The sequence below is a fragment of the Streptomyces sp. NPDC052721 genome (assembly GCF_040678315.1).
GTDB lineage: Bacteria > Actinomycetota > Actinomycetes > Streptomycetales > Streptomycetaceae > Streptomyces.
In genome coordinates this window covers 180,843-205,879 of the sequence record NZ_JBFATL010000001.1, presented here as the reverse complement: position 1 = coordinate 205,879, position 25,037 = coordinate 180,843, and the positions used below count along the sequence as shown (strand labels likewise).

Below are 25,037 nucleotides of genomic sequence, written 5' to 3'. Positions count from 1 at the left end.
GAGGAGTGACCCAACTCCTCGCGGAGCACCGCGAGTTGTACGACGCCATGGCTTCCGGCGACCCCGCCCGCGCCCGCGCCCTCGGCCACGTCCGCGCCAACTACCGCTCGACGGTACGGCACCTGTTCGGGTCGGACCCGGCAGACGCCAGGGAGGCCGGCGCCGGCTGAGGCACGCCCGCGTCCGCGAGCTCTACGGCAAACCGGCCGCCTCCGCCGCCGTGCGCAGTACCTCCCGGAGCATGTCGGCGGTGAGACGGCCGGTGAAGGTGTTGCGCTGGCTGACATGGAAGCAGCCGAAGAGGTCCAGGCCGTCGAGCGCGACGCGGGTGCCGTGGGCGAAGGCCGGTCGGGGGCGGGGCACGGTCCAGCCCGCCTCCGCGAACGCGGGCAGCGCGGCCTGCCAGCCGAAGGCGCCGAGCACGACCACGGCCCGCAGGGTCGGCCGGAGCAGCGTCAGCTCCTGGACCAGCCAGGGGCGGCAGGTGTCGCGCTCACCCGGGGTCGGCTTGTTGGCCGGCGGCGCGCAGTGCACGGGCGCCGTGACCCGCACGCCGTACAGCTCAAGCCCGTCGTCGGCGCTGACCGAGGTGGGTTGCGAGGCCAGCCCCACGTCGTACAGCGCCTGGTACAGCACGTCTCCCGAACGGTCCCCGGTGAACATCCGTCCGGTGCGGTTCCCGCCGTGCGCGGCCGGCGCCAGCCCGATGATCACCAGCCGCGCGTCGTCCGGCCCGAACCCGGGCACCGGCCGCCCCCAGTACGTCCAGTCGGCGAACGCGGCCCGCTTGGTACGGGCCACCTCCTCGCGCCAGCCGACCAGCCGGGGGCACGCCCGGCAGTCGGCGACGCGCCGGTCGAGCCGGGCGAGCGCGCTGCTGTCGTCCATACGGCCACGGTATGCCCTGGGGGGACCACCGCGGTGAGGCCGGGTGGGGCGGGACCCGCAACGTGGCCGGCGTCCGGCGCACCGCCGCCATCAGCGCCGGGGCGCCACCCGTACAGGTCCAGCTCCGCTGGTGAGCCGGGGCGCGGCGGGCTCCACGGGCCCGCGGTGGCCACCACGAAAACGCTTCCGGGTCCGCGGGTCCGGGGCGTTAAGGTCGGTGCATGGCTAGCGATGACGCGGACGAGAACGTGGACCGTGGGACCGTCGGGGGGACCGGCGAACCGGGCGCAACCGCCCCCGCCCCCGCCGACCAACCGCTCGATCCCCAGATCGCCGCTGCGGTGGCCGCGGCCGAGGCCGCCGGGCCCGGCAACGGTGAGGCCGTCCGCATCGACAGCTGGATCTGGGCCGTCCGTCTGATCAAGACCCGCTCCCTCGGCGCCGCCGCCTGCCGGGGCGGGCATGTGCACGTGAACGGCGAGCGGGTGAAGCCCGCCCACTCCGTGCGCGTCGGCGACGAGGTGCGGCTGCGACACGAGGGCCGGGAACGGATCGTGATCGTCAAGCGTCTCATCCGCAAGCGGGTGGGCGCACCCGTGGCCGCCCAGTGCTACATCGACAACTCCCCTCCGCCTCCGCCCCGCGAGGCCGTCGCCCCCGCCGGCCTCCGCGACCGCGGCACCGGCCGCCCCACCAAGCGGGACCGCCGCGAACTGGAACGCCTCCGCGGCCTCGCCGGCCCGGGCATCCCCGCGGGCTTCCCCGGCCTGACCGAACTGGGCGGCCCCGGCGCGTCCGGCGGGTCAGGCGGCCGTGGCGGACCCGGCGCGTCCGGTGGCCGCGGTGGCTCCGGTGGCCGCGGCGCCTCCGGCGGCTCGGGTGGCTCCGGCAGCTCGGGAGGACGGCCGCGCGGGCGCTGAGCCGCCGGCAGTGCGCCCGCTCCTGGCCGTCAGCCGCCGAGTCAGCCGAAGCCCCCTACCCGGCCGACGGCACCGCCGTCACCGTCGGCCCAGCATCCGCAGCAGCTCCCCGTTGTGCGCTCGGCGGGTCCAGGCGATCAGGGCGAGGGGGGCGATCAGGATCAGCGGGGTCGCCGCGTTCTGGCGTCGAACGCGGTGACCTGGACGGTGAACGCCCCCACCATGAGCGCACTGAGGGCAATCGCCGCCACGGACTGCAGCACCGGGACCAACAGCGCGATCGCTCCGGCGAGTTCGAGCGCGCCGATGGTGTACATGGCCGCGCTGCCCCAGCCGATTCTGTCGAAGGACTCGACGGCCGTGGGGTGCGCAATGAGCTTGGGCAGGGCGCTCGCGATGCCGTAGAACAGCGCGAGCAGCACCTGCACCACGCGCAGGGCGCCCCTGGCACCGCGCGCCCGGCCGGTGAGCACGCCAGCGGGGACCGCGGCGGGCGTCGTCGTCGTGGAGCTGACGGGGGCGGTGGTCTTGGACATGAGGGTCTCCTGGTGAAGCGGTCCCGATCGCTGTCACCGAGGTAGACCGGCCGGCGGTCGACAACTCATCGGCCGGTGCCTCACCGGCCCAGAATGCTCGCCATCGCTCCCCCCTCTCCCCCCGGTCCGTGAACGGACCGTGTGCAGGAGCCGAGGCGGCTACGCCGAGGGCACCGCCCGCACCCACATCCCGTCCGGGGTCAGATACGTGTCCACCTCCAGTCCCGCTTCCGCCAGCGCCGACTCGAACTGCTCCTTCGTCAGGGGTCTGGAGAGAAACGTCTGCGTCCAGACCGCGTCCGGGAAGACATACTCCGCGTGGACCGAGTTCACCCCCTCCCCGGCCGGTTCCACCGAGGCGATCCGCACGGTGAATCCGCTCGGGTCGACCCGCTCCCTGGGCACGTCGGTGTGATGGTTCGCGCCCTCCCGCTGGATCAGCACACAGCCGCCGTCCGCCACATGCCGGGCGCAGGTGTGCAGCATGCCCCTGCGCACCTCCTCGTCACCGGCGTGCACCAGGAACGACGCGAGCATCACCACGTCGAACTTCTCACCCAGGTCGAGGTCCTCGATGGAGCTGCGTATGGTGCGCGCTCCGCGGACCCGGGCCAGCATGTCGGCTGACTCGTCCACCGCCGTCACCGTGAAGCCGCGCTCCAGCAGCGGGTGGGTCACCCGGCCCACCCCGCTGCCGAGTTCCAGGATGTGCGCCCCGGCCGGTACCGCCGCGGCGACGATGTCCGGCTCCTCGCCCACCGGCAGTCGCGCGTACAACTCGACCGCGCAGCCGTCCGGGGTGATCGCACCCGGTCCCGTGCCCTCGTAGCCCTCACGCATCTCGATCCTCATGCCCGGACAACGGCCCGCATCCGCACGCCCGTTCCCACCCTCCCCCAGTTCACTCCTTCGAGCTATTCAGCCCGGAACGGGAACCATCCGTGCCCGATGTACCAGTGGCCGCCCGCCCGCAGATGGTCTCCGACCGCCCGCTCCACGGACGTCCGGCGGGGCAGCGCGGCCACCGGCAGGTCCGGGTCCCCGAAGACGAACTCGACGGGCTCGGTGTCGGCCGGCTCGCTCTCCTCGCGGGCGATGCGGAACCGCTCCTGGAAGCGCACGATGTTGGAGCCGGCGGGCAGGTACCGCCGCAACTGCGGGTCCAGCAGCCAGGAGTGGCACAGCACCGCCACCGGCCGCTCCTCGGAGAAGTACCGGGCGAAGAACTCACGGGCCAGCGCCAGGGAGCGGTCGCAGGCGGACGGGGTCAGCGGGCCGTGGAAGTCGGGGATGTGCAGGTTGAGGCAGGGCGTTCCGGGCGCCGCGTCCAGTCCGGCCGGCGCCGTGACCCGCGCGTCGCGGTCCCCGAGCCGTGCGCGCTCGAACTGCAGCCGTCCCAGCTGGTACAGCTCGCCGCGGAAGTGCCGGACCAGCCAGCGCCGCGACTGCACCCCGGCCCTGCCGTGCCGTCTGCGGTGCGCCGCGAGGTGACGGCCGAGGTCGGCCAGGGTGCGCCGGGAGATCTCGGCCGGGATGCCGCGGGCCCGGTGGTAGGCCTGGGTGCGTGGGAGCGCGGCGAGGAAGACGTGCGCGGCGAAGGTGTCCGTCAGATCCGCCGGAGCCGAGGCGAACAGGTCGGGCAACTCGGGCGTGCGGCCGGTGTCATCCGGCTCGCGGAACAGTTCCTCGACGCAGTCCGCCAGGAGCCGGAGCGTGCCCGGGTCCCCGGTCAGCCTGCGCCACTGGGCGACGAGTGCGTTGATGTCCTCATGCGGCACGGCCAGGTCGAGAAGCAGTTCGGGCAGGTCGTCGGCGTCCGGCAGCACGGGCGGTCCCCCTTCGGCTTCGACGGACGGCGTCACCACACCCCCTCATCGAGGGTTCCCGTCGCCTCGTCGAGTGTTGAGGCACGTCGTCGTCGAAGAGTACGTTGCAGTCAGGAGTGGTGATCCGATGCGTACGGGCAGTGAACCGGCGACCGCGCGCAGTGCACTGCGGGCGCGGTTCTGGCTGAGCCTGTGGGGACTGGGCTGGGCGGTCTTCGGCACGGCGGCGTTCGCGCTGGCCGGGCGCCCGGGCTGGGCGGCGGCCTGCGGGGTGCTGTGGCTGCTGGTCACCGTCGACATGACCGTCATCCTCCGGCACATCCGGCAGGGCCCGCACTACCAGCCGGGCCGGGACGTACCGCCGTACCGGCCGCCGGAGGGCGGACCGCCGTATCCGCGGCCACCGAGGCGCCGCCATCCGTATCAGGGGCCACCCCGGCACCGCCAGCCGTAACCGGCCGGCACTGGTCACCGCCTCCGGTCACCGCCGTCCGTGACCGCTCGATGCCGGGGCGGTGAGGGGGGTGGATGCCGCCGCAGCCGCCCGCCCAGTCCCCCGTCACTCGCCCGCCCGGCCCCCCACCGTCACACCGTCACTCCTCGAAGCGTGCCGCCTTCAGGTACTGCGGGTTGGGGTCCAGCGCCGCCGCCAGCCGGAAGTGGCGCTTGGCCTGTTCGGGGCGGCCCTGGCGCTCGTAGGTGCGGGCCAGCGCGAAGTGCGCGAACGCGTTGTCCGGCTCGCGCTCCAGCACGATGGTGAACTCGAGTTCGGCGGGACGCAGTTGCGCCGCGGCGAAGAAGGCGCGGGCGCGGAGCAGCCGGGCGGCGGTGTTCTCGGGGTGCGCGGCGATGACTCCGTCGAGCAGCTTCACCGCGCCCCGCGGGTCCCGCGCGTTGAGCAGTTGCTCGGCGGCACGGAAATCGATGACATGCGTTTCCGGAGTTCGTCCGGTGGAACCGCTGGTCTCGGGCACGGCAGAGTCCTTCCCTCACTCGCGCGCTTCAACGCCCCGAGCCGGACCGCTATTCCGTACGGGCATGCCGTATCGGCTGTTCCGTACCTTCTAGTCCGTACCGTCCGCGCCCTTCGCTCCGTCCGTGTCCTCCGGGGCCGCGCCGGCCTGCCGTGCCCGGCGTGCGAGGTCGTCCCAGACCTCGGCGACGCGCTTCCTCAGCGCGTCCAGGGGTACGTCGTTGTCGATCACGATGTCCGCGATCTCCCGGCGCTGCTCACGGGTCGCCTGCGCGGCCATGCGCGCGCGTGCGTCCTCCTCGGTCATCCCCCGCAGCCGTACCAGCCGGTCGAGCTGCGTCGCGGGGCTCGCGTCCACGACGATCACGACGTCGTAGAGCGGGGCGAGGCCGTTCTCGGTGAGCAGGGGCACGTCGTGGACCACCACGGCGTCGGCGGCCGCGGCGCTCTCCAGCTCGCGGGAACGGGCGCCCACCAAGGGGTGCACGATCGAGTTGAGGAGGGCGAGCTTCCCGGGGTCGGCGAAGACGATGGAGCCGAGCCGGGGCCGGTCGAGGCTGCCGTCGGCGGCGAGGACGTCCGCTCCGAAGGCGTCGACCACGGCCGCGAGACCGGGCGTGCCGGGTGCCACGACCTCGCGCGCGATGCGGTCCGCGTCGATCAGCACGGCCCCGTGCTCGACGAGCAGCCGCGACACCTCGCTCTTGCCGGCGCCGATCCCGCCGGTCAGGCCCACTGTCAGCATGAGCGGAAGCTTAGGCCCTGCCGGTGCCGGCGGAACCGGCGGAGCTCAGTTGTCGCCCTCGCGCTCCGCCAGGAAGCGCTCGAACTCGCGCCCGATCTCGTCGGCCGACGGGATCTCCACGGGCTCGGCGAGCATGTTGCCCCGGGTCTCGGCGCCCGCCGCGGCGTCGTACTGGTGCTCAAGGCCCTGGACGAGCGCGGTCAGTTCCTCGTCGCCCTCCTGGATCTGCCGGTCGATCTCGGTCTGTGTGCGGTGCGCGTCGGTGCGCAGCGCGTGCGCGACAGCGGGCAGGACCAGGCCGGTGGCGGCCGTGATGGCCTCCAGGACGGTCAGAGCGGCGTCCGGGTACGGCGAACGGGCGATGTAGTGCGGGACGTGCGCGGCGACGCCCAGGACGTCGTGCCCGGCCTCCATGAGACGGTATTCGAGCAGCGACTCGGCGCTGCCGGGCACCTGCGCCTCCTCGAAGGGGCTGCGGTGGCCGGGGACGAGGTCGGTGCGGTTGCCGTGCGGGGTCAGGCCCACGGGGCGGGTGTGCGGGACGCCCATGGGGATGCCGTGGAAGTTCACGGACAGGCGGACGCCGAGCCGCTCCACGATCTGCCGCACCGCCGCCGCGAACCGCTCCCACTCCACGTCGGGCTCGGGGCCGGACAGCAGCAGGAACGGGGCACCGGTGGTGTCCTGGACGAGGCGCACCTCGATGGCCGGGGTCTCGTAGCCCGTCCAGCGGTCCCGTTTGAAGGTCAGCAGGGGTCGGCGGGCACGGTAGTCCACGAGCCGGTCGTGGTCGAACCGGGCCACGACCTGGTGGGGCAGTGAGTCGAGCAGCCGGTCGACGATCTGGTCGCCGGTCTCGCCCGCGTCGATGTATCCGTCGAAGTGGTAGAGCATGACAAGGCCGGCCGACTCCTGGGCGAGCGCCATGTCCACCACGGCGAGGCCCTTCGGCTCCCATGCGTACAAACCCTGCGGATCAAGCACTGTGACCGCTCCTCCTCGTGTCCCCATGGACAACGCGCCCCGGAACAGGGGAATTCCCGCGACACGCCGCTGATCAGCGATCTCCTGCGGGACGTCTTGGCGCCGCCGCTCACCACCACCCCCACCGCCGGCGGACTGCTCCTGACCGCCACAGGCCCGGCCTCGGCCGCCGTCACGATCGGGGTGACGACCGCGGCCCAGCTGAAGACCGCGCTCGGTGCCGCCGAGCCCGGCGACACGATCACCTGGCGGACGGCACGTACACCGGGAACTTCAAGGCGACGACGCCGGCCACGGCCTCCACCCGCATCACCCTCACCGGCTCCCCCGGAGCCGTCCTCACCGCCGGCGGCGGCTATGGCCTCCATCCGGACGGCGCCTGACGGAGGGCGTGCACTTGCGCACCTCCGGCACGGACGGCGTGACGGCCCCGACGTGGACGGCGAGACGGCGAGAACGCCGACATGGAGGGCACGACACCAGGTCTGACCGACATCGCGGTGACCCCGTGAGGGGCGCGGGAAACTGCGCGCCCCCACAACGGACCCGCAGCCGAAACCACGGCCCGCCCGCCCCGGAAAACACCGAGGGGCCGCACCTCGAAAGGTACGGCCCCTCAGCCGACTACCGGCTAAGCCCAGCGGCTAGCGTTCAGCTCTGCCCACCGGCCAGCTTCTCGCGCAGCGCGGCCAGCGCCTCGTCCGAGGCCAGGGCACCGGAGGTGTCCGCGCCCTCGGAGGAGTACGAACCGCCGGTCGCGGCCGGAGCCGCAGCCTCGCCACCCTCGGCCGCGGCAGCGGCGTCGGCCTCGCGGGACTTGATGACCTGCTGCTGGTGCTGCTCGAAGCGGGACTGCGCCTCGGCGTACTGGCGCTCCCACTCCTCGCGCTGCTTCTCGTAGCCCGGCAGCCAGTCGTTGGTCTCCGGGTCGAAGCCCTCGGGGTAGATGTAGTTGCCCTGGTCGTCGTAGGACGCGGCCATGCCGTACAGGGTCGGGTCGAACTCGACGGCGGTCGGGTCGGCGCCGAAGGACTCGTTGGCCTGCTTCAGCGAGAGGCTGATCCGACGACGCTCCAGGTCGATGTCGATGACCTTGACGAAGATCTCGTCGTTGACCTGGACGACCTGCTCCGGGATCTCCACGTGGCGCTCGGCCAGCTCGGAGATGTGGACCAGACCCTCGATGCCCTCGTCCACGCGGACGAACGCACCGAACGGCACCAGCTTCGTGACCTTGCCGGGCACGACCTGGCCGATCTGGTGGGTGCGGGCGAACTGCTGCCACGGGTCTTCCTGGGTCGCCTTCAGCGACAGGGAGACGCGCTCGCGGTCCATGTCGACGTCGAGGACCTCGACGGTGACCTCCTGGCCGACCTCGACGACCTCGGACGGGTGGTCGATGTGCTTCCAGGACAGCTCGGAGACGTGGACCAGACCGTCGACGCCACCCAGGTCCACGAAGGCACCGAAGTTGACGATCGAGGAGACCACACCGGAGCGGACCTGACCCTTCTGGAGGGTCGTGAGGAACGTCTGGCGGACCTCGGACTGGGTCTGCTCCAGCCAGGCACGGCGGGACAGGACCACGTTGTTGCGGTTCTTGTCCAGCTCGATGATCTTGGCCTCGAGCTCCTTGCCGACGTACGGCTGGAGGTCGCGGACGCGGCGCATCTCGACCAGGGAGGCCGGGAGGAAGCCACGGAGGCCGATGTCGAGGATGAGACCACCCTTGACGACCTCGATGACGGTACCGGTGACGATGCCGTCCTCTTCCTTGATCTTCTCGATGGTGCCCCAGGCACGCTCGTACTGGGCGCGCTTCTTCGAGAGGATCAGGCGGCCTTCCTTGTCCTCCTTCTGGAGGACCAGGGCCTCGATCTCGTCGCCGACGGCGACGACCTCGTTCGGGTCGACGTCGTGCTTGATCGAGAGCTCGCGGCTCGGGATGACACCTTCGGTCTTGTAACCGATGTCGAGCAGGACCTCGTCCCGGTCGACCTTCACGATGACGCCGTCGACGATGTCGCCGTCGTTGAAGTACTTGATCGTCTCGTCGATCGCTGCGAGGAAGGCTTCCTCGTTACCGATGTCGTTGACCGCTACCTGCGGGGTGGTGGCGGTGGTCTCGGTGCTGCTCGTCATGTGGGAAAGGGCTCCGGTACGGACATTGAAGTCGTAGGTACTGCTTACGCCGGGAGCCCGTTTCGCTCTGCAGAAGCCGGACAGCCAAGGAAGCGCCACTTTGAGCACCGGGTGCCCGGTGGCGCCTCGACAACCGAGGGGACATACAACAGATGCGAGCGCAGCCTGCTACGTCTGAGGTGCGCAGGCCCGCAGCGCAACTTGTAGCATACGGGGGCAGCCGGACAGGGTCAATGCGCGAAGGCGCACACCCGGGGCAATCGCCGCATAACCGGCAGAAGAAACGTCCCAACAGGCCACACGACCCAGGGGAACCCTTCCGTGCGGACCCCCCGGCGGGCTGGACGGAAGAGTACGACGAGGGAGCCGATCATCCAAGAGCCGGAAGCGCACGAGCCGCAGGGGTCCGAGGGGTTCGAGCCGGAGGCCACGCGACGTGACGCGGACGTCACGGAGAGCGCGCGGGCCAACCGGGGCTGGTGGGACCGCAACGCCGACGAGTACCAGATCGAGCACGGCACGTTCCTCGGCGACGACCGCTTCGTGTGGGGCCCGGAGGGCCTGGACGAGGTGGAGGCCGAGCTGCTCGGCCCGCCGCAGGAGCTGAAGGGCAAGGCGGTCCTGGAGATCGGCGCGGGCGCGGCGCAGTGCGCGCGCTGGCTGGCCGCCCAGGGCGCGCGTCCGGTGGCCCTGGACCTCTCGCACCGCCAGTTGCAGCACGCGCTGCGGATCGGCGGATCGTTCCCCCTGGTCTGCGCCGACGCCGGCGCGCTGCCCTTCGCGGACGGCTCCTTCGACCTGGCGTGCTCCGCGTACGGGGCGCTGCCGTTCGTGGCCGACCCGCGGCTGGTGCTGCGCGAGGTGCACCGGGTGCTTCGGCCGGGCGGGCGGTTCGTGTTCTCGGTGACGCATCCGATCCGCTGGGCGTTCCCGGACGAGCCGGGTCCGGAGGGCCTGTCGGTGTCCTCGTCCTATTTCGACCGCACGCCGTACGTGGAGCAGGACGAGCAGGGCCGCGCGGTCTACGTGGAGCACCACCGGACGCTCGGCGACCGGGTGCGGGACATCGTGGCCTGCGGGTTCCGGCTGGTGGACCTGGTGGAGCCGGAGTGGCCGGCCTGGAACACCTCGGAGTGGGGCGGCTGGTCGCCGCTGCGCGGGAACCTGATCCCGGGCACGGCGATCTTCGTGTGCGAGCGAAGCTAGACGGGGGTCCCCCGGCCGGCGCACGCGCGTAGGAGAGGCACGTGACGCACGCGCGCGTGAGAGGCGTTCCGGGCCGCGTACGACACTAGGGGTGTGATCCGTTACGACGCCCTGGACGCCCTCCCCGTGGGCGGCGCCCTTCCTGCCCTGACCGAGGCCCTGGACGGGCATGGCACCGCCGTTCTCGTGGCGCCGCCCGGCACGGGCAAGACGACGCTGGTGCCGCTGGTGCTGGCGGGGCTGGTCGGCGGCGGTCCCGCGCGGCGGGTCGTGGTGGCCGAGCCGCGGCGGATCGCGGCGCGGGCGGCGGCCCGGCGCATGGCGTGGCTGCTGGGCGAGAAACCGGGCGGGAGCGTCGGCTTCACGGTGCGCGGCGAGCGGACCGTGGGGCGGCACACGCGCGTGGAGGTCGTGACGACCGGTGTCCTGCTGCAGCGGCTCCAGCGTGACCAGGAGCTGGCCGGGGTGGACGTCGTCGTCCTCGACGAGTGCCACGAGCGGCACCTGGACGCGGACACGGTGGCCGCGTTCCTGTGGGACGTGCGGCAGGCGCTGCGGCCGGAGCTGCGGCTGGTGGCCGCGTCGGCGACCACGGACGCCGGGGGGTGGGCGCGGCTGCTCGGCGGGGCGCCGGTGGTCGAGGCGGCGGGCGTGGCACATCCGGTGGAGGTCGTGTGGGCTCCCCCGGCGCGTCCGGTACGGCCGCCGCACGGGATGCGGGTGGATCCGGCGCTGCTGGCCCATGTGGCGTCGGTGGTACGGCGGGCGCTGGCCGAGCGGGCCGGGGACGTGCTGTGTTTCCTGCCCGGCGTCGGCGAGATCGCGCGCGCGGCGGGCCTGCTGGGGGATCTCGGTGACGTGGACGTGCTCCAGGTGCACGGGCGGGCGCCGGCCGCCGTGCAGGACGCGGTGCTGGTGCCCGGGGCGCGGCGCCGGGTGGTGCTGGCGACGTCCGTGGCCGAGTCGTCGCTGACCGTGCCGGGGGTGCGGGTGGTGGTCGACTCCGGGCTGGCGCGGGAGCCGCGGGTGGATCACGCGCGCGGGCTGAGCGGACTGACGACCGTACGGGCGTCGCGGGCGGCCGGGCGGCAGCGGGCGGGGCGGGCCGGGCGGGAGGCACCGGGTGCGGTGTACCGGTGCTGGGCGGAGGCCGAGGACGGTCGTCTGCCCGCTTTTCCGGCGCCGGAGATCAAGGTGGCCGACCTGACCGCGTTCGCCCTTCAGGCGGCCTGCTGGGGCGATCCGGACGCCTCTGGGCTGGCGTTGCTGGATCCGCCGCCGGGCGGGGCGATGGCGGCGGCGCGGGAGGTGCTGGCGGCCGTGGGAGCGGTGGACTCCGCCGGGCGGGCCACGGAGGTCGGGGTGCGGATGGCTCGGCTGGGGGTGCACCCCCGGCTGGGGCGGGCCTTGCTGGATACGGCCGGCCAAGGGGCCGAGGTCGTCGCTCTGCTTTCCGAGGAAGCGCCTCGGGATTACGGGGATGATCTCGCCGGTGCGTTGCGCCGTGCCCGGCGTGGGGGTGACGCCTACGCCGCGCGGTGGGCTGCGGAGGTGCGGCGGCTGCGGGGCGTCTCGCAGGAGTTTTCCCACCCGCCCGCTCGGGACGGTCGGCAAGAAGGCGCCGTCCAGGTCGGACCGGGCGCCGGCGACGACAAGCTCGCCGGGCTCGTCGCCGCGCTCGCCTTTCCCGAGCGGGTCGCCAAGCTGGACGGCGGGTCGTACCTCATGGCGTCCGGGACGCGGGCGGAACCGGCCGAGGGATCGGCGCTGCGCGGCGCTCCCTGGATCGTCGTGGCCGTCGCCGACCGGCCGTCGGGCAGGGGCCACGCGCGGGTGCTGCTCGGAGCGGCCGTGGACGAGGACGTGGCGCGGGCCGCCGCCGGCGCGCTCCTGGCGGAAGGGGACGAGGTGCACTGGGCCGACGGGGACGTCGTGGCCCGGCATGTCGAACGGCTGGGGGCGGTCGAGCTGGCCGTACGGCCCCTGAAGGACGCCGATCCGGCTCTCGTACGCGGCGCCCTCCTCGACGGGCTCCGGCAGGACGGGCTCGGGCTGCTCCGCTGGTCGCCGGAGGCGGAGGTGCTGCGGCAGCGGCTGGCGTTCCTGCGGGCGCACCTGGGTGAGCCGTGGCCGGACGTGTCCGACGCGGCGCTGCACGCGCGCGTGGAGGAGTGGCTGGAACCCGAGCTGAGCAGGGCCCGGCGGCGGGCCGATCTCGCCCGGATCGATGCCGGACAGGCGCTCGCGCGGCTGCTGCCCTGGGCGAGCGGGGAGGCGGCCCGGCTGGAGGAGCTGGCGCCCGAGCGGATCGCCGTACCGAGTGGGTCCAGGATCCGGATCGACTACCGGGACCCCGAGCGGCCGGTCCTCGCCGTCAAGCTCCAGGAGATGTTCGGGCTGCGGGAGACGCCGGCCGTCGCGGGCGTGCGGCTGCGCGTGCATCTTCTCTCGCCCGCCGGTCGGCCCGCCGCCGTCACGGCCGACCTCGCCTCCTTCTGGGCGGACGGTTACCGGGCGGTCCGGGCGGAGCTGCGCGGCCGGTATCCCAAGCATCCGTGGCCGGAGGACCCGGCGACCGCCGAGCCCACGCGGTACACCACCGCGCGGCTCAGGCGCTGACCGGTTCCGGCGCTTCGGTCCGCGGAGGCGCGGGGTCCTGCGGGCGGCGGGCGCGGGCCTCCAGCCAGAGGGAGAGGGCGAGGAGCAGCACTCCGAGGCCGAGGGAGGCCCAGGGGACGTAGGAGGTGAGGGCCAGGACCAGGGTGCGGTTGTGCCGGACCAGGGCGACCGTGTGGTCGATGTAGTCCTCGCGCATCTTCACGTGCCCGGCGAACGCGGTGACCTTGGCGCGACCGCCGAGCAGGGTGCCGCCGCGCAGTTCCTCCCGGTGGGTCTCCTCGCCGTAGACGGGTGCGCCGGTGACGGGTTCGACCCAGAACCTGCGGACTGTGGTGTACCAGCGGGTGGTGCCGGTCCTGGCGACCGACTCCGGGGTGATGCCCCGCACGGGCATGGTCTTCGGCATGGGGACCTTGGTCCAGGGGATGGTCTGCTCGAAGTAGTAGACCGTCAGGCCGCGGAAGGTCCGGGTGTCCCGGTAGTGGATCGGGTTGGTGGTGCGGGTCTGCGCGTCGAAGTACTCGTAGTCCCTCTTCTGCGTCAGGAAGGGCCATTTGAACTCGATGCCCTCGCGTTTCACCGGGTCGCCGTCGACCATCTCGCCGGTGGCGTGCACGGGGTCCTGGCTGTGGGCGTCGAAGATGTACCGCTCGGGCACCTTGGAGACCATCTTGCCGTCGGGGCCCTGGACGTAGGACAGGCTGTCCCAGACGACGACCGGCCGCCCCGCCGTCCTCCCGATCTTCTTCGCGGCCTCCACGTCGCCTTTGAGGGTCTGCACGATGGTGACCTTGGGGACCTTCTTCGCGCGCATGGTGCCGTAGTCGAGGAGGGTGGCGTTCCGGGCCTCCAGGACCATGTCCTGGTACTGGCCGGCGGGGATCCGGGCCAGCCGCGGGAAGGCGTACCAGCGCAACAGCGGGGCCAGTGCCGCGCAGAACACGGCGCAGGCGAGCAGGACCAGGCTTGCCTTGCGGCGCATTCCGGCCTCCCTTCCGGACGGGCGCGGCTACGGGTGCGCGGGCACCGTCGTCAGCAGCGGCTTGGGGGACGTCCGGCCCGACGGCGAGCCCAGCGCGCTGACCGCGAGGACCAGGGCGAGCGCGAGGGCGAGACCGGTCGCGGCGGCGATCAGGGCGCGCATGCGGGCCTCCCGGCGGACGGTCGGTGTCCTGACTGGTCCACCAGGTTCTGATGGGCCGTCAGGTCCGGCACCGTAGCAACGGGCGGGCGAGATGAGAACAGCGGTGCACCCACGAAGAAGGGCGCCCGCCCGCCGGAGCGGGCCGGGCGCCCTGCGCGCCGCTGTGCGTCAGGAGGAGGACGCGCTCGGGGCCGGGCCCGCCGAGGAGTCGGCGGCGACCTTCAGTTCGACCGTGAGCGTGGCGCCACCCGTGGTGGTGATGCGGAGCAGGAACGTGCCGGTGGTGTCGTCGGCGTACAGCTTCGGCAGCGTGAGCAGGCCCTTGTCGTCCGTCTGCAGGCCGGTGAGGGTGCGCACGGCCTTGCCGTCGGCGTCCTTGAAGTAGGGACCCTTGTCGTTCTCCGTGGCGTCGTCCGCCGACTTGACCAGTGTGGCGGTGGCCGCGACCTTGTCCGCGACGGCACCCTTGTACGTGGCCTTCACCTGGACCTGGTCGGCGAACTCGCCGCCCGGTGTGCAGCTCAGCGGGGTGTCGCTGGTGCGGGCCAGGGTGTCGGCGGCACGCGGGGTGACGGTCGCCGCGAAGTCGACGCCCTTGACCGAGCGGCCCACGACGGCGGCGGTGACCTTGAAGTCGCCGGTCTTCTCGCCGGCCTGGAGCGCCGGGGCGAGCGCGATGCCCTTGGCGTCGGTGGCGACCGTGGCCACGGTCTCGCCGCCGGCGAAGGTGGCGTCGGTGTCACCGGTGATGGTGAACCGGATCCTGACCCTGGCGACGGACTTGCCGACCTTGGTCTCGGCGCGGACGCTGACCGGCTCGGCGAAGGCGTCGCCAGCCATGGCGGTGAGCTTTCCGGTGCCCACGCCCACCAGGTGGTCCACCAGGTCGGTGGGCGTCTGGGGACCCGTCGGCGGGGTGGGCGGCGACGGCGGGGCAGGCGACGTCGGCGGCTTGGGGTCGGGGCTCTCGTTCCCGCCGTGGTCGCTTCCGCCGTCGCCGCCGGGCTTGTGGGGCTCCGGGTCCGGCTTGGACCTCGGCGGGCCGGAGGGCTTCGGGGACGCGGTACGGCCGGAGTTGTCGTCGCTGCGGTGCTCCGGGATGCCACCGGTGCCGTCGGGGATGGAGTGGCTGCCCTTGCGGTAGTACTCCAGCCAGTTCAGGACCAGGTTGAGGTAGTCCTGCGAGTTGTTGTAGCTGAGGATCGCGCTGTGCAGGCCGCTCTCGGTGGACATGTCCCAGCCGTTGCGGCACAGGTAGTGGCCCGCGGCGAGGGCGGCGTCGTAGACGTTGTTGGGGTCCTTCTTGCCGTCCCCGTTGCCGTCACGGCCCGCCCAGGCCCAGGTGGACGGGATGAACTGCATGGGCCCGACGGCCTGGTCGTAGGTGCTGTTGCCGTCGTACGCGCCGTCGTCGGTGTCCGGGATGAGGGCGAAACCGTTGCCGTCGAGCTGCGGGCCCAGGATCCGGCCCACGGTGGTGCCGTCGGCGCCGACCCGGCCGCCGCGGGCGTGCCCCGACTCCACCTTGCCGATGGCGGCGAGCAGTTGCCAGGGCAGGTTGCAGCCGGGCTTGGCGGAACGCAGTTCCGCCTCGGCCTTCTTGTAGGCGTCGAGGACCGTCGCGGGGATGCCCGCCTCGGCCTCCCCACGGGAGACGGGGGTGCCGGCGCTCGACGAGGGGCTGGGGTTGGGACTCTTCAGGGGCGGCAGGTCCGTGTAGTACGGCGAGTTGCCGGTGGCGTCGCCGTCGGCCGCCCCGTCCGCGGCGGGGGCGCTGGCGCCGGCCGCCGCCTGTCTGCCGTTGTCCTCGTCGGTCACTCCCGGAGCCTGGGACGCGGAGAGAGCCGCGACCGCTGCCGCGGCCACGGCGGTGGTCGCCGCTCCCTTGCGCAGCCGCCTGCCGAAATGCGCCGCCATAGAGTGAACCCCTCCCGTGGACGCCGTGCGTCCGTCTCCTTCTGCCTGCCTCGCTCTGGTGTGACGGTTGACCCGGTGCCGTGGTTGCGCCTGTTCCGCCTTTCCCTCCGTGCGATGGGTGTACGGCCGTGCGCCGGCACCGCGACGCAGGTGACCCTACGACAACTTGCTTGGAACCTGCACCGGTTCACGCCCGGATTTCACCGGTTGGCCAACTGTCGTTGCCCGCGCCTGCCCAGGGCGGCGCTCACGCATACTGAGCTGACCTGATCACCGGCGCCGCGTTCCGGGCCGCCGACCACTGCGGGGGGCTCTGTTGCCGTTCACGCTCAGCCATGCCGCGGCCGTGCTGCCCGCGGTCCGCCGGGACGGGAGCGGCCGGGGCCGGCTGGTGCCGACGGTGCTCGTCGCGGGCTCCTTCGCGCCCGACATGCCCTATTACGCGGCCGGTGTCCTGCCGGGCGGCATGGAGTTCGGCGCGGTCACGCACGCGTTCGCCGGCGTCGTCACGGTCGACGTGCCCATCGCCTGGGCTCTGGCGGGGTTGTGGCTGCTGGTGCGGGAGCCGTTGCTCGCGCTGCTGCCACGGGCCCGGCAGGGCCGGCCGGCCGCTCTGCTGCGCTCCGGTGCGCCCCGCGCGCGCGTACGGGCCGCGCCGGTGGGGTGGTGGTACGCCTCCGCGGTGCTCGGCGCGCTCACCCATGTGGTGTGGGACGCGTTCACGCATCACGACCGGTGGGGCACGCGGCTGATTCCGGCCATCGGGCGGGCCCGTCCGGCGGGCATGCCCCTGTTCACCTGGCTGCAGTACGGCTCGTCGGCCGCCGGTGCCGTGGCGATCGCCGTGTTCGTGCTGCGCGCGCTGCGACGGGCGCCGGACGGGGTGCCGGCGGGGGTGCCGGTGCTGTCCGTGCGGGGCCGGTGCTGGGCGCTCACGGTGATCGGCGGCTGCGCGCTGGCCGCGGCGGCGCAGCGGACGGCGCGGTGGCGGGAGCGGCGGGGTACGGCCGCGGGGCCGTGGGAGCTGGTGCCCACCCTGTGCTTCGGAGTGGGCGCCGGGCTGGTCCTGGGGCTGCTGCTGTACGCCGTCGGGGTCAGGGTCTGGCGTCCGGCCGCTGGTCCCGGGGATCCCGGCGTGGTGGTCGGTGCCGGCCGGGGCCGGCCGGTCGCTCGGTGACGGACGCGACGAAGACCGTGAGCGTGGGCCGGGGGCGTGATCTCGGGATCAGGGTGAGGACGAGGGCGGCATAGCCGCGGGCCAGGTCGGCCCACTGACGCCAGTCGGGGGTGCGGGCCGCGCGGCCGGCGACCCTGCGCCGGAGGTCCTTGGGGACGTTGCGGACGCTCGTGGCCAGATCGGCCGGGATGCGGGCGGTGCTTGCGTCGGCCGCGAGGGCCGGCACCGGCGCGGCGGGCACGGCCTGCGTCGAGGCGGTGTCCGCCCAGACCCCGGCTGCTGCCTCGGGCGTCCGGCGGTGAAGCATGCGTATACCCATGCCCGCAGTGTTGCGGCTGCGAGGGGTGGGGGGCGTTTTGGCGGGGGCCGTTCGGGTTGTGACGGACCCCTCCGGGGGATCGGCCGGGTGTTCGAATCCGGGGGGTGTGGGGTGGATGGTGAGGCGGCCGGGGTGTTGGGGTGGAGGTGAGGCGGCCGGGGTGTCGGGGTGGAGCTGAGGCCTTCGGTGGTGTGGGGTAGCGGTGAGGCCGCCGGGGTGTGGGTGGATGGTGATGCCGCCGGGGTGCCGGGTGGTGGTGAGGCCGCCGGGGATGTGGGATAGCGGTGAGGCCGCCGGGGTGTCGGGTGGACACGAGGCGGCCGGGAGTGCGGTGGGTGCGGCACCGCCGGGCTGCGGCAGGGCCGCGGGGGGTTCGGCACCGCCGGGGTGTCGGGTGGACGTGAGGCGGCCGGGGGTGCGGGGGGTTCGGCACCGCCGGGCTGCGCCGTGGAGGGTGATCGGCGTTGCGGCGGAGAAGTTGATCACTCTTGGCCGCGACGCCCGCCTTCCCTCGGTCACCCCCCACGTGCCGCGGGCTAGTGGGCCGCCGATTCCCAGTCCGGGCCCACGCCCACCGAGACGTCCAGCGGGGCCCTGAGCTGTACGGCGCCCGCCATTTCGCGGCGGACGATCTCCTCCGCGGCCGTCCGCTCGCCGGGGGCGATCTCCAGGACGATCTCGTCGTGGACCTGGAGGAGCATGCGGGACTTCAGGTCCGCCGCCCGCAGCGCGCTGTCCACCTTGAGCATGGCGATCTTCACGATGTCCGCCGCCGTGCCCTGGATGGGCGCGTTGAGGGCCATGCGCTCGGCCGCCTCGCGGCGCTGGCGGTTGTCGCTGTTGAGGTCGGGCAGGTAGCGGCGGCGCCCGAAGAGCGTCGCCGTGTAGCCCGTCGCCCGTGCCTCGTCGACCGCCCGGCGCAGATAGTCCCGGACCCCGCCGAAGCGTTCGAAGTACGCGTCCATCAGGGCCCGCGCCTCGGCCGCCTCGATGTTCAGCTGCTGGGAGAGGCCGAACGCCGACAGGCCGTACGCGAGGCCGTACGACATCGCCTTGATCTTGCGGCGCATCTCGGCGTCGACCGCGCCGGGCTCGACGCCGAACACCTGGGAGGCGGCCGTGGTGTGCAGGTCCTCGCCGGAGGTGAACGCCTGGATCAGGCCCGCGTCCTCGGAGAGGTGGGCCATCACGCGCAGTTCGATCTGGCTGTAGTCCGCGGTCATCAGGGACTCGAAGCCCTCCCCGACCACGAAGCCCCGGCGGATCGCCCGGCCCTCGTCCGTGCGGACGGGGATGTTCTGCAGGTTGGGGTCGGTGGAGGACAGACGCCCGGTCGCGGCCACCGTCTGGTTGAAGGTGGTGTGGATACGGCCGTCGCCCGCGATGGTCTTGATCAGGCCCTCGACGGTGACCCGGAGCTTGGCCTGCTCGCGGTGCCGGAGCATGATCACCGGCAGTTCGTTGTCGGTCTGGGTGGCGAGCCAGGCCAGGGCGTCGGCGTCCGTGGTGTAGCCGGTCTTGGTCTTCTTCGTCTTCGGCAGGGCCAGCTCGCCGAAGAGGACCTCCTGGAGCTGCTTGGGCGAGCCCAGGTTGAACTCGTGGCCGGCCGCCGCGTGCGCCTCCTTCACGGCCTGCTGCACGGCGCCCGCGAACATCTGCTCCATCGCTTCGAGGTGCGGCCGGTCCGCCGCGATGCCGTGGCGCTCCATGCGGGCGAGCAGCGCGGACGTGGGCAGCTCCATGTCGCGGAGCAGGTCCGCCGCGCCGACCTCCTGGAGGCGGTCCTCGAAAGCCGTGCCGAGGTCCAGGACGGCGCGGGCCTGGACCATCAGGGCCTCGGCCTCGGCGCCCTCGTCCGCGCCGAAGGCCAGCTGGCCGTCGGCCGCCGCGGCGGGGGCCAGCTCGCGGTGCAGGTACTCCATCGACAGCGCGTCCAGGTCGAAGGAGCGGCGGCCGGGCTTGACCAGGTAGGCGGCGAGCGCGGTGTCCATGGTCACGCCCTCGACGCTCCAGCCGTGCTCGGCGAAGACACGCATGGCGCCCTTGGCGTTGTGGAACACCTTGGGGCGGGCCGTGTCGGCCAGCCAGGCGGCGAAGGCGTTCTCGTCGGCCTCGTCCAGCTCGGCCGGGTCGAACCAGGCCGCCGCTCCCCCGGCCGCGGCGAGGGCGACCTCGGCGACGGAGCCGGCGCCCAGCGCCCAGGTGTCGACGGTGGCGACGCCCAGGGGGCCGGCGCCGTGCTCGGCGAGCCAGGGGGCCAGCTCGCCGGTGCGCAGGATCCTGCCGTCGATCTCGACGCCGCCGGTGGTGACCGGGGTGGCCTCGGCCTCCTCCGTGCCGGGGTCGACGGCGAAGAGCCGTTCGCGCAGCGACGGGTTGCGGATCTCCAGGGTGTCCAGGACCATCGCGACGGCCTTGCGGTCGTACGGGGCCCGCTCCAGGTCGGCGACCGTCTTCGGCAGCTCCACCTGGCGTTCCAGCTCGGTGAGAACGCGGTTGAGCTTGACGGACTCCAGGTGGTCGCGGAGGTTCTGCCCGGCCTTGCCCTTGACCTCCCCGACCCGCTCGACCAGCTCGGCGAAGGAGCCGAACTGGTTGATCCACTTCGCGGCGGTCTTCTCGCCGACGCCGGGGATGCCGGGGAGGTTGTCGGACGGGTCGCCGCGCAGGGCCGCGAAGTCCGGGTACTGGGCGGGCGTCAAGCCGTACTTCTCGAAAACCTTCTCCGGGGTGAACCGGGTCAGCTCCGAGACGCCCTTGGTCGGGTAGAGCACGGTGGTGTTCTCGGTGACCAGCTGGAACGAGTCGCGGTCGCCGGTGACGATCAGCACCTCGAAGCCCTCGGCCTCGGCCTGGGTGGCGAGGGTGGCGATGACGTCGTCCGCCTCGTACCCGTCGACGGCGAAGCGCGGGGCGTGCATCGCGTCGAGCAGTTCGCCGATCAGCTCGACCTGGCCCTTGAACTCGTCGGGGGTCTTGGAGCGGTTCGCCTTGTACTCGGTGAACCGCTCGGAGCGCCAGGTCTTGCGGGAGACGTCGAAGGCCACCGCGAAGTGCGTGGGCGCCTCGTCACGCAGGGTGTTGGCCAGCATCGACGCGAAGCCGTAGATCGCGTTCGTCGGCTGGCCGGTCGCGGTCGTGAAGTTCTCCGCGGGCAGCGCGAAGAACGCGCGGTAGGCCAGCGAGTGCCCGTCCATGAGCATCAGCCGGGGACGGGTGCCGCCGGGGGTCTTGTCGGTCTGCTTCGATGCTGTCTCTGCCACGTCCCCGATCCTGCCACGAGCCACTGACAGCGCGGGCCGGGCGGTTGCCCCGGGGAGACGATCGGCTGCCTCTCGGTCACTCACGGCGACAAGAGCCCTGCGCAGGCCATGGTCACTCACCGCGACGAGGAGCCCTCGGGCGCAACGCGCCGCAGAGCCCACGCAAGCAATGCCGCCGCCTCCCCGCCGCCTCCCGCCCGGCCCGCCCGGCACCGTTGTCAGCGGGCCGTGGGAGGATCGTCGGCGTACTTCTCACACGCAGTCGAAGGGGAGCGTGCGATGGCGACGAAGCCGCCCAAGGGTGATCCGGTCCAGGACGCGCCGCAGGTCGCGGAGCCCCAGCACGCGGCGGCGGGGCTGCCGGCCATCGGGCACACGCTGCGCATCGCCCAGCGGCAGATGGGTGTGAAGCGCACCGCGCTGACGCTGCTGCGCGTGAACCAGAAGGACGGCTTCGACTGCCCGGGCTGCGCCTGGCCGGAGCCGGACCACCGGCACACGGCGGAGTTCTGCGAGAACGGCGCCAAGGCGGTGGCCGAGGAGGCCACGCTGCGCCGGGTCACGCCCGAGTTCTTCGCCGCGCACTCCGTCGCGGACCTGTCCGGCCGCAGCGGCTACTGGCTGGGACAGCAGGGCCGGCTCACGCACCCCATGTACCTCCCCGAGGGCGGCACGCATTACGAGCCGGTCTCCTGGGAGCGGGCCTTCGACATCGTCGCCGAGGAGATCGCCGCCCTCGGCTCCCCGGACGAGGCCGTCTTCTACACCTCCGGCCGCACCAGCAACGAGGCCGCGTTCCTGTACCAGCTCTTCGCGCGCGAGCTGGGCACGAACAACCTGCCGGACTGCTCGAACATGTGCCACGAGTCGTCCGGGTCGGCGCTCAGCGAGACCATCGGGATCGGCAAGGGCAGCGTCCTGCTGGAGGACCTGTACAAGGCCGACCTGATCATCGTCGCGGGCCAGAACCCGGGCACGAACCATCCGCGCATGCTCTCCGCGCTGGAGAAGGCCAAGGCGAACGGCGCGAAGGTCATCAGCGTCAATCCGCTGCCCGAGGCGGGCCTGGAGCGCTTCAAGAACCCCCAGACCCCGCAGGGACTCCTCAAGGGCGCCGCCCTCACCGACCTGTTCCTGCAGATCCGCATCGGCGGCGACCAGGCCCTCTTCCGGCTCCTCAACAAGCTGATCCTGGAGACCGACGGCGCTGTCGACGAGGAGTTCGTCCGCGAACACACCCACGGCTTCGAGGAGTTCGCCGAGGCCGCGCGTGCCGCCGACTGGGAGGAGACGCTGACCGCGACCGGCCTCACGCGCGCGGAGATCGAGCGGGCCCTCGGGATGGTCCTCGCCTCGCAGCGGACCATCGTCTGCTGGGCCATGGGCCTCACCCAGCACAAGCACGCCGTCCCGACCATCCGCGAGGTGGTCAACTTCCTGCTGCTGCGCGGCGACATCGGCCGCCCGGGGGCGGGCGTGTGCCCGGTGCGCGGGCACAGCAACGTCCAGGGCGACCGCACCATGGGCATCTTCGAACGGCCCGCGCCGGCGTTCCTGGACGCCCTGGAGAAGGAGTTCGGGTTCGCGCCGCCGCGCGAGCACGGCTTCGACGTCGTACGGGCCATCCGGGCGCTGCGCGACGGCGAGGCGAAGGTGTTCTTCGCCATGGGCGGCAACTTCGTCTCCGCCTCGCCGGACACGGAGGTCACCGAGGCCGCGATGCGCCGCGCGCGGCTGACCGTGCATGTGTCGACCAAGCTGAACCGCTCGCACGTGGTCACGGGCGCGCGGGCGCTGATCCTGCCCACCCTGGGCCGGACGGAGCGCGATGTGCAGGACAGCGGCGAGCAGTTCGTGACGGTCGAGGACTCCATGGGCATGGTGCACGCCTCGCGCGGGCGGCTGAGGCCCGCGAGCCCGCAGCTGCGGTCCGAGCCGGCCATCGTCTGCGGTCTCGCCCGCCGGGTGCTCGGCGAGCGCAGTGTCGTGCCGTGGGAGGAGTTCGCGAAGGACTACGCGACGATCCGTGACCGCATCGCGCGCGTGATCCCCGGTTTCGAGGACTTCAACGCGCGCGTGTCCCGGCCCGGCGGCTTCGCGCTGCCGCACGCCCCGCGCGACGAGCGGCGCTTCCCGACCGCCACGGGCAAGGCGAACTTCACGGCGGCGCCGGTGGAGTACCCGGCGCTGCCCGAGGGCCGGCTGCTGCTGCAGACCCTGCGCTCGCACGACCAGTACAACACCACGATCTACGGCCTGGACGACCGGTACCGGGGCATCACGGGCGGGCGCCGGGTGGTGCTGGTGCATCCCGAGGACGCGCGGTCGCTCGGGGTCGCCGAGGGGTCGTACGTCGATCTGGTGAGCGAGTGGAGGGACGGGGTGGAGCGGCGGGCGCCCGGTTTCCGGGTGGTGCTGTATCCGACGGCCCGGGGGTGTGCGGCGGCGTACTACCCCGAGACGAACGTGCTGGTGCCGCTGGACGCCACCGCCGACACCAGCAACACCCCGGCCAGCAAGTCCGTCGTCGTACGACTGGAGGACCACACCGGCACCGCCGGGAGCCGTCTGGAACAATCGGCGGCCGACTGAGCGTTTGCTCAGCGAGCAGACAGCTGGACGACGAACGGAGCCGGGCCCATGGGTGAGCAGCAGCGAGTGAAGTTCCCGCAGGAGGTCATCGACGAGTACGCGGCGCTCGGCGTGGACCTGCCCGCCCTGTTCTCGGCCGGGCATCTGGGCACGCGGATGGGCGTGCAGATCCTGGAGGCCTCGGCGGACAAGGTCGTCGGGACCATGCCGGTGGAGGGCAACACCCAGCCGTACGGCCTGCTGCACGGCGGCGCCTCCGCGGTGCTGGCGGAGACGCTGGGCTCGGTCGGCTCCATGCTGCACGGCGGCGCCTCGAAGATCGCCGTCGGGGTGGACCTGAACTGCACGCACCACCGCGGGGTCCGCTCCGGCCTGGTGACGGGCGTGGCCACGCCGGTGCACCGGGGGCGGTCGACGGCGACGTACGAGATCGTGATCAGCGACGAGGAGGGCCGCCGCGTCTGCACCGCCCGGCTGACCTGCCTGCTGCGCGAGGTCCGGCCGGGCGACGCAGCGCCCGCGGAGTCCGCCGCGAGCTGAGCCCCGCTTCGCCGCGCCCTCTGCCGGACCGTTGCCCCTCGCCCTCCCTCCCCTTAGCTTCGGCACATGGGACGGCGAGGAGGCCCCCGGCCGGGGGTGAGGTTCCTGGTGTTCGGGCTGGCGTTGCCGGCGCTGCTGTGCACGACGGGCTGCACCGGACCGGACGGCTCCGCTCCTTCCCCCGCCCCGGCCTCGGCCTCGCCCTCGGCGCAGCCGACTTCGGACGCCGACCTGTGCACCAGGCTCGTCACGTACTGGGCCCGCAAGATGCTCGCCGACGGCACCTACGGCGACTACCAGTCGATGGGCCTGTCCCACGGTCAGTACCAGATCCTGAGGGACGTCGTGGCGGCGGGACGCTCCGTGCGGAAGCGCCAAGGGCCAGACCCGGCTAACCAGTTGATGGCCCGTCAGGCCCGTACGGCGTGTACGGCGCGCTACCGTCACGGGACCCCGAGCGGAGGTCCCTGGACATGAGCGGCATCGGCCCCCTGGAGCCCGGTGAGGGCACGCGCGCACGGGACGGCCGGCGGCCGCAGAACCCCCGTCCGCCCGGCCGGAGACGCGCGGCCCTGGCCGCCTGGTACGCCCGCCACCGGCGGATCGCCGTCGCCCTCGCCGCCACGGCCGTCGCCCTGGCGGGCGGCGGCTATCTGTACGCCACCCGGCCGCAGCAGCCGCCCCCGCACCCGGCCGGCACCAAGGCGCAAGTGCCCTACCCCGTCCAGGTGGTGGACATGACCTACCTCGACGGCCGGACCACTCCCGCGGGCGCCCCGCCACGCAGCTTCAGCTTCGCCGTGCTGCTGAGCGTGACCTCGGGGCCGCCGGTCACCGTGACCCGGGTGACCCAGCCGTACGCGGGGCTGTCCCTGAGTACGGAGCCACCCGTTCCGTTTCGGACGAGGTCGGGTTCCGCCCGCAAGGTCACGATCACGATGCATGTGACGGAATGCGAAAAAGTACCCAAGAACGCCGGACTCCCTTTCCTGGACGTAACTCTGCGTAATGCGCGCGCAATACAGACACAGAGCTTCATCCTGGGCCCCCGTTACGCACAGGACCTCTCACGCGCCCTGCAAGTAGCCTGCAGCAACAGTTTTCGGTAATCACCAAAACCGCTGAGACGCCTGGATGGATCAAGGCGAGTCCTGCGGGTTCTCACAATGCGGACGGTGCGAATCCACCTGAATTCCACCTTCCACCCCACCAAGTACCGCTCTGCATTACGTCGTGTCATAACAAG

The 25,037-nt window shown here is 72.8% G+C and carries 21 protein-coding genes and 3 pseudogenes; 11 read left to right on the top strand and 13 right to left on the bottom strand.

From position 1 onward, the window contains the following. Positions 1-11: 11 nt before the first annotated feature. Positions 12-170, top strand: a pseudogene (locus AB0L21_RS00960) (GntR family transcriptional regulator); the annotation flags it as partial. 22 nt (positions 171-192) lie between these two features. Here the strand turns inward: AB0L21_RS00960 and AB0L21_RS00955 are convergent. Beyond that, positions 193-888, bottom strand: coding sequence for a uracil-DNA glycosylase (locus AB0L21_RS00955; protein WP_365698765.1), 696 nt, complete (start codon positions 886-888; stop codon positions 193-195). A 221-nt stretch (positions 889-1,109) separates the two neighbouring features. On the opposite strand from AB0L21_RS00955, the gene AB0L21_RS00950 reads away from it, so the two are divergent. Further along, complete coding sequence (locus AB0L21_RS00950; RefSeq protein WP_365698764.1) at positions 1,110-1,808, top strand: RNA-binding S4 domain-containing protein; 699 nt, start codon at positions 1,110-1,112, stop codon at positions 1,806-1,808. A gap of 78 nt (positions 1,809-1,886) precedes the next feature. Here the strand turns inward: AB0L21_RS00950 and AB0L21_RS00945 are convergent. The 3 genes and pseudogenes from AB0L21_RS00945 to AB0L21_RS00935 all read right to left on the bottom strand — a co-directional run bounded on the left by AB0L21_RS00945 (position 1,887) and on the right by AB0L21_RS00935 (position 4,170). Continuing rightward, positions 1,887-2,344: pseudogene (locus tag AB0L21_RS00945) on the bottom strand (DoxX family protein). Positions 2,345-2,503: 159 nt separating this feature from the next. After that, the gene (locus AB0L21_RS00940) at positions 2,504-3,184 is read right to left on the bottom strand and encodes a class I SAM-dependent methyltransferase (RefSeq protein WP_365781653.1); all 681 of its coding nucleotides are present in this window, start codon (positions 3,182-3,184) and stop codon (positions 2,504-2,506) included. Positions 3,185-3,258: 74 nt separating this feature from the next. Then, positions 3,259-4,170, bottom strand: a complete 912-nt coding sequence (locus AB0L21_RS00935) for an acyltransferase domain-containing protein (protein ID WP_365781650.1) — start codon at positions 4,168-4,170, stop codon at positions 3,259-3,261. A 127-nt stretch (positions 4,171-4,297) separates the two neighbouring features. Here AB0L21_RS00935 and AB0L21_RS00930 point away from each other — a divergent pair, with 127 nt between their 5' ends. Next, the gene (locus AB0L21_RS00930) at positions 4,298-4,624 is read left to right on the top strand and encodes a DUF6343 family protein (RefSeq protein WP_365781452.1); all 327 of its coding nucleotides are present in this window, start codon (positions 4,298-4,300) and stop codon (positions 4,622-4,624) included. A 139-nt stretch (positions 4,625-4,763) separates the two neighbouring features. Here the strand turns inward: AB0L21_RS00930 and AB0L21_RS00925 are convergent, their stop codons facing one another. The 3 genes from AB0L21_RS00925 to AB0L21_RS00915 form a co-directional block, all read right to left on the bottom strand. After that, complete coding sequence (locus AB0L21_RS00925) at positions 4,764-5,144, bottom strand: tetratricopeptide repeat protein (RefSeq protein ID WP_030642231.1); 381 nt, start codon at positions 5,142-5,144, stop codon at positions 4,764-4,766. A gap of 90 nt (positions 5,145-5,234) precedes the next feature. Continuing rightward, positions 5,235-5,888: a dephospho-CoA kinase gene (gene coaE, locus AB0L21_RS00920; RefSeq protein WP_365698760.1), complete on the bottom strand. Its 654-nt coding sequence runs from the start codon at positions 5,886-5,888 to the stop codon at positions 5,235-5,237. 45 nt (positions 5,889-5,933) lie between these two features. Then, the gene (locus AB0L21_RS00915) at positions 5,934-6,872 is read right to left on the bottom strand and encodes a PAC2 family protein (RefSeq protein WP_365698759.1); all 939 of its coding nucleotides are present in this window, start codon (positions 6,870-6,872) and stop codon (positions 5,934-5,936) included. A gap of 135 nt (positions 6,873-7,007) precedes the next feature. Here AB0L21_RS00915 and AB0L21_RS00910 point away from each other — a divergent pair. After that, positions 7,008-7,252 (top strand): annotated as a pseudogene (locus tag AB0L21_RS00910) (sheath polysaccharide-degrading enzyme); the annotation flags it as partial. Between the two features lie 271 nt (positions 7,253-7,523). Here the strand turns inward: AB0L21_RS00910 and rpsA are convergent. Further along, positions 7,524-9,014 carry a 30S ribosomal protein S1 gene (gene rpsA / locus AB0L21_RS00905; protein WP_014672073.1) on the bottom strand — a complete coding sequence of 497 codons (1,491 nt, stop codon included), beginning with the start codon at positions 9,012-9,014 and terminating at the stop codon, positions 7,524-7,526. Positions 9,015-9,335: 321 nt separating this feature from the next. Between rpsA and AB0L21_RS00900 the strand changes: the two genes are divergently transcribed. Both AB0L21_RS00900 and hrpB read left to right on the top strand, forming a co-directional pair. Further along, positions 9,336-10,220, top strand: a complete 885-nt coding sequence (locus AB0L21_RS00900) for a class I SAM-dependent methyltransferase (RefSeq protein WP_365698758.1) — start codon at positions 9,336-9,338, stop codon at positions 10,218-10,220. Between the two features lie 93 nt (positions 10,221-10,313). Beyond that, positions 10,314-12,839 (top strand): ATP-dependent helicase HrpB, encoded by a 2,526-nt coding sequence (hrpB, locus tag AB0L21_RS00895; protein ID WP_365781450.1) that lies wholly within the window; start codon positions 10,314-10,316, stop codon positions 12,837-12,839. On the opposite strand, the gene AB0L21_RS00890 is transcribed toward hrpB, so the two are convergent. From AB0L21_RS00890 to AB0L21_RS00880, 3 genes are all read right to left on the bottom strand, one after another. Continuing rightward, positions 12,829-13,821, bottom strand: a complete 993-nt coding sequence (locus AB0L21_RS00890) for a DUF3068 domain-containing protein (protein WP_365781448.1) — start codon at positions 13,819-13,821, stop codon at positions 12,829-12,831. The two genes, hrpB and AB0L21_RS00890, sit on opposite strands and share 11 nt — an antisense overlap. Before the next feature lie 27 nt (positions 13,822-13,848). Beyond that, positions 13,849-13,983 carry an SPW_0924 family protein gene (locus AB0L21_RS00885; protein WP_365781446.1) on the bottom strand — a complete coding sequence of 45 codons (135 nt, stop codon included), beginning with the start codon at positions 13,981-13,983 and terminating at the stop codon, positions 13,849-13,851. Between the two features lie 168 nt (positions 13,984-14,151). Then, complete coding sequence (locus AB0L21_RS00880) at positions 14,152-15,900, bottom strand: lytic transglycosylase domain-containing protein (protein WP_365781444.1); 1,749 nt, start codon at positions 15,898-15,900, stop codon at positions 14,152-14,154. Between the two features lie 316 nt (positions 15,901-16,216). Between AB0L21_RS00880 and AB0L21_RS00875 the strand changes: the two genes are divergently transcribed. After that, a complete protein-coding gene (locus tag AB0L21_RS00875; RefSeq protein ID WP_365781442.1) occupies positions 16,217-17,077 on the top strand; it encodes a DUF4184 family protein in 861 nt (286 codons plus the stop codon). Here the strand turns inward: AB0L21_RS00875 and AB0L21_RS00870 are convergent. Together AB0L21_RS00870 and polA are read right to left on the bottom strand one after the other, a co-directional pair. After that, positions 16,995-17,396: a hypothetical protein gene (locus tag AB0L21_RS00870; protein ID WP_365698752.1), complete on the bottom strand. Its 402-nt coding sequence runs from the start codon at positions 17,394-17,396 to the stop codon at positions 16,995-16,997. The genes AB0L21_RS00875 and AB0L21_RS00870 overlap by 83 nt on opposite strands. Before the next feature lie 536 nt (positions 17,397-17,932). Continuing rightward, complete coding sequence (polA, locus tag AB0L21_RS00865; protein WP_365698751.1) at positions 17,933-20,659, bottom strand: DNA polymerase I; 2,727 nt, start codon at positions 20,657-20,659, stop codon at positions 17,933-17,935. Positions 20,660-20,938: 279 nt separating this feature from the next. Between polA and AB0L21_RS00860 the strand changes: the two genes are divergently transcribed. The 4 genes from AB0L21_RS00860 (at position 20,939) to AB0L21_RS00845 (ending at position 24,900) form a co-directional block, all read left to right on the top strand. Then, a complete protein-coding gene (locus tag AB0L21_RS00860) occupies positions 20,939-23,251 on the top strand; it encodes an FdhF/YdeP family oxidoreductase (RefSeq protein ID WP_365781440.1) in 2,313 nt (770 codons plus the stop codon). A 48-nt stretch (positions 23,252-23,299) separates the two neighbouring features. Further along, positions 23,300-23,791: a hotdog fold thioesterase gene (locus AB0L21_RS00855; RefSeq protein ID WP_365698749.1), complete on the top strand. Its 492-nt coding sequence runs from the start codon at positions 23,300-23,302 to the stop codon at positions 23,789-23,791. A 66-nt stretch (positions 23,792-23,857) separates the two neighbouring features. Further along, positions 23,858-24,268, top strand: coding sequence for a hypothetical protein (locus AB0L21_RS00850; RefSeq protein ID WP_365781438.1), 411 nt, complete (start codon positions 23,858-23,860; stop codon positions 24,266-24,268). Next, the gene (locus AB0L21_RS00845) at positions 24,265-24,900 is read left to right on the top strand and encodes a Tat pathway signal sequence domain protein (protein WP_365781436.1); all 636 of its coding nucleotides are present in this window, start codon (positions 24,265-24,267) and stop codon (positions 24,898-24,900) included. Before AB0L21_RS00850 ends, AB0L21_RS00845 begins: the two co-directional genes overlap by 4 nt. Positions 24,901-25,037: the final 137 nt, after the last annotated feature.

Bases quoted from the DNA above. Each gene is read 5' to 3' on its own strand.
- AB0L21_RS00890 (WP_365781448.1), bottom strand. From the start codon at position 13,821: ATGCGCCGCAAGGCAAGCCTGGTCCTGCTCGCCTGCGCCGTGTTCTGC.
- coaE (WP_365698760.1), bottom strand. From the start codon at position 5,888: ATGCTGACAGTGGGCCTGACCGGCGGGATCGGCGCCGGCAAGAGCGAG.
- AB0L21_RS00930 (WP_365781452.1), top strand. From the start codon at position 4,298: ATGCGTACGGGCAGTGAACCGGCGACCGCGCGCAGTGCACTGCGGGCG.
- rpsA (WP_014672073.1), bottom strand. From the start codon at position 9,014: ATGACGAGCAGCACCGAGACCACCGCCACCACCCCGCAGGTAGCGGTC.
- AB0L21_RS00950 (WP_365698764.1), top strand. From the start codon at position 1,110: ATGGCTAGCGATGACGCGGACGAGAACGTGGACCGTGGGACCGTCGGG.
- AB0L21_RS00850 (WP_365781438.1), top strand. From the start codon at position 23,858: ATGGGACGGCGAGGAGGCCCCCGGCCGGGGGTGAGGTTCCTGGTGTTC.
- AB0L21_RS00855 (WP_365698749.1), top strand. From the start codon at position 23,300: ATGGGTGAGCAGCAGCGAGTGAAGTTCCCGCAGGAGGTCATCGACGAG.
- AB0L21_RS00880 (WP_365781444.1), bottom strand. From the start codon at position 15,900: ATGGCGGCGCATTTCGGCAGGCGGCTGCGCAAGGGAGCGGCGACCACC.
- AB0L21_RS00860 (WP_365781440.1), top strand. From the start codon at position 20,939: ATGGCGACGAAGCCGCCCAAGGGTGATCCGGTCCAGGACGCGCCGCAG.
- AB0L21_RS00955 (WP_365698765.1), bottom strand. From the start codon at position 888: ATGGACGACAGCAGCGCGCTCGCCCGGCTCGACCGGCGCGTCGCCGAC.
- AB0L21_RS00885 (WP_365781446.1), bottom strand. From the start codon at position 13,983: ATGCGCGCCCTGATCGCCGCCGCGACCGGTCTCGCCCTCGCGCTCGCC.
- AB0L21_RS00845 (WP_365781436.1), top strand. From the start codon at position 24,265: ATGAGCGGCATCGGCCCCCTGGAGCCCGGTGAGGGCACGCGCGCACGG.
- AB0L21_RS00870 (WP_365698752.1), bottom strand. From the start codon at position 17,396: ATGGGTATACGCATGCTTCACCGCCGGACGCCCGAGGCAGCAGCCGGG.
- AB0L21_RS00940 (WP_365781653.1), bottom strand. From the start codon at position 3,184: ATGCGTGAGGGCTACGAGGGCACGGGACCGGGTGCGATCACCCCGGAC.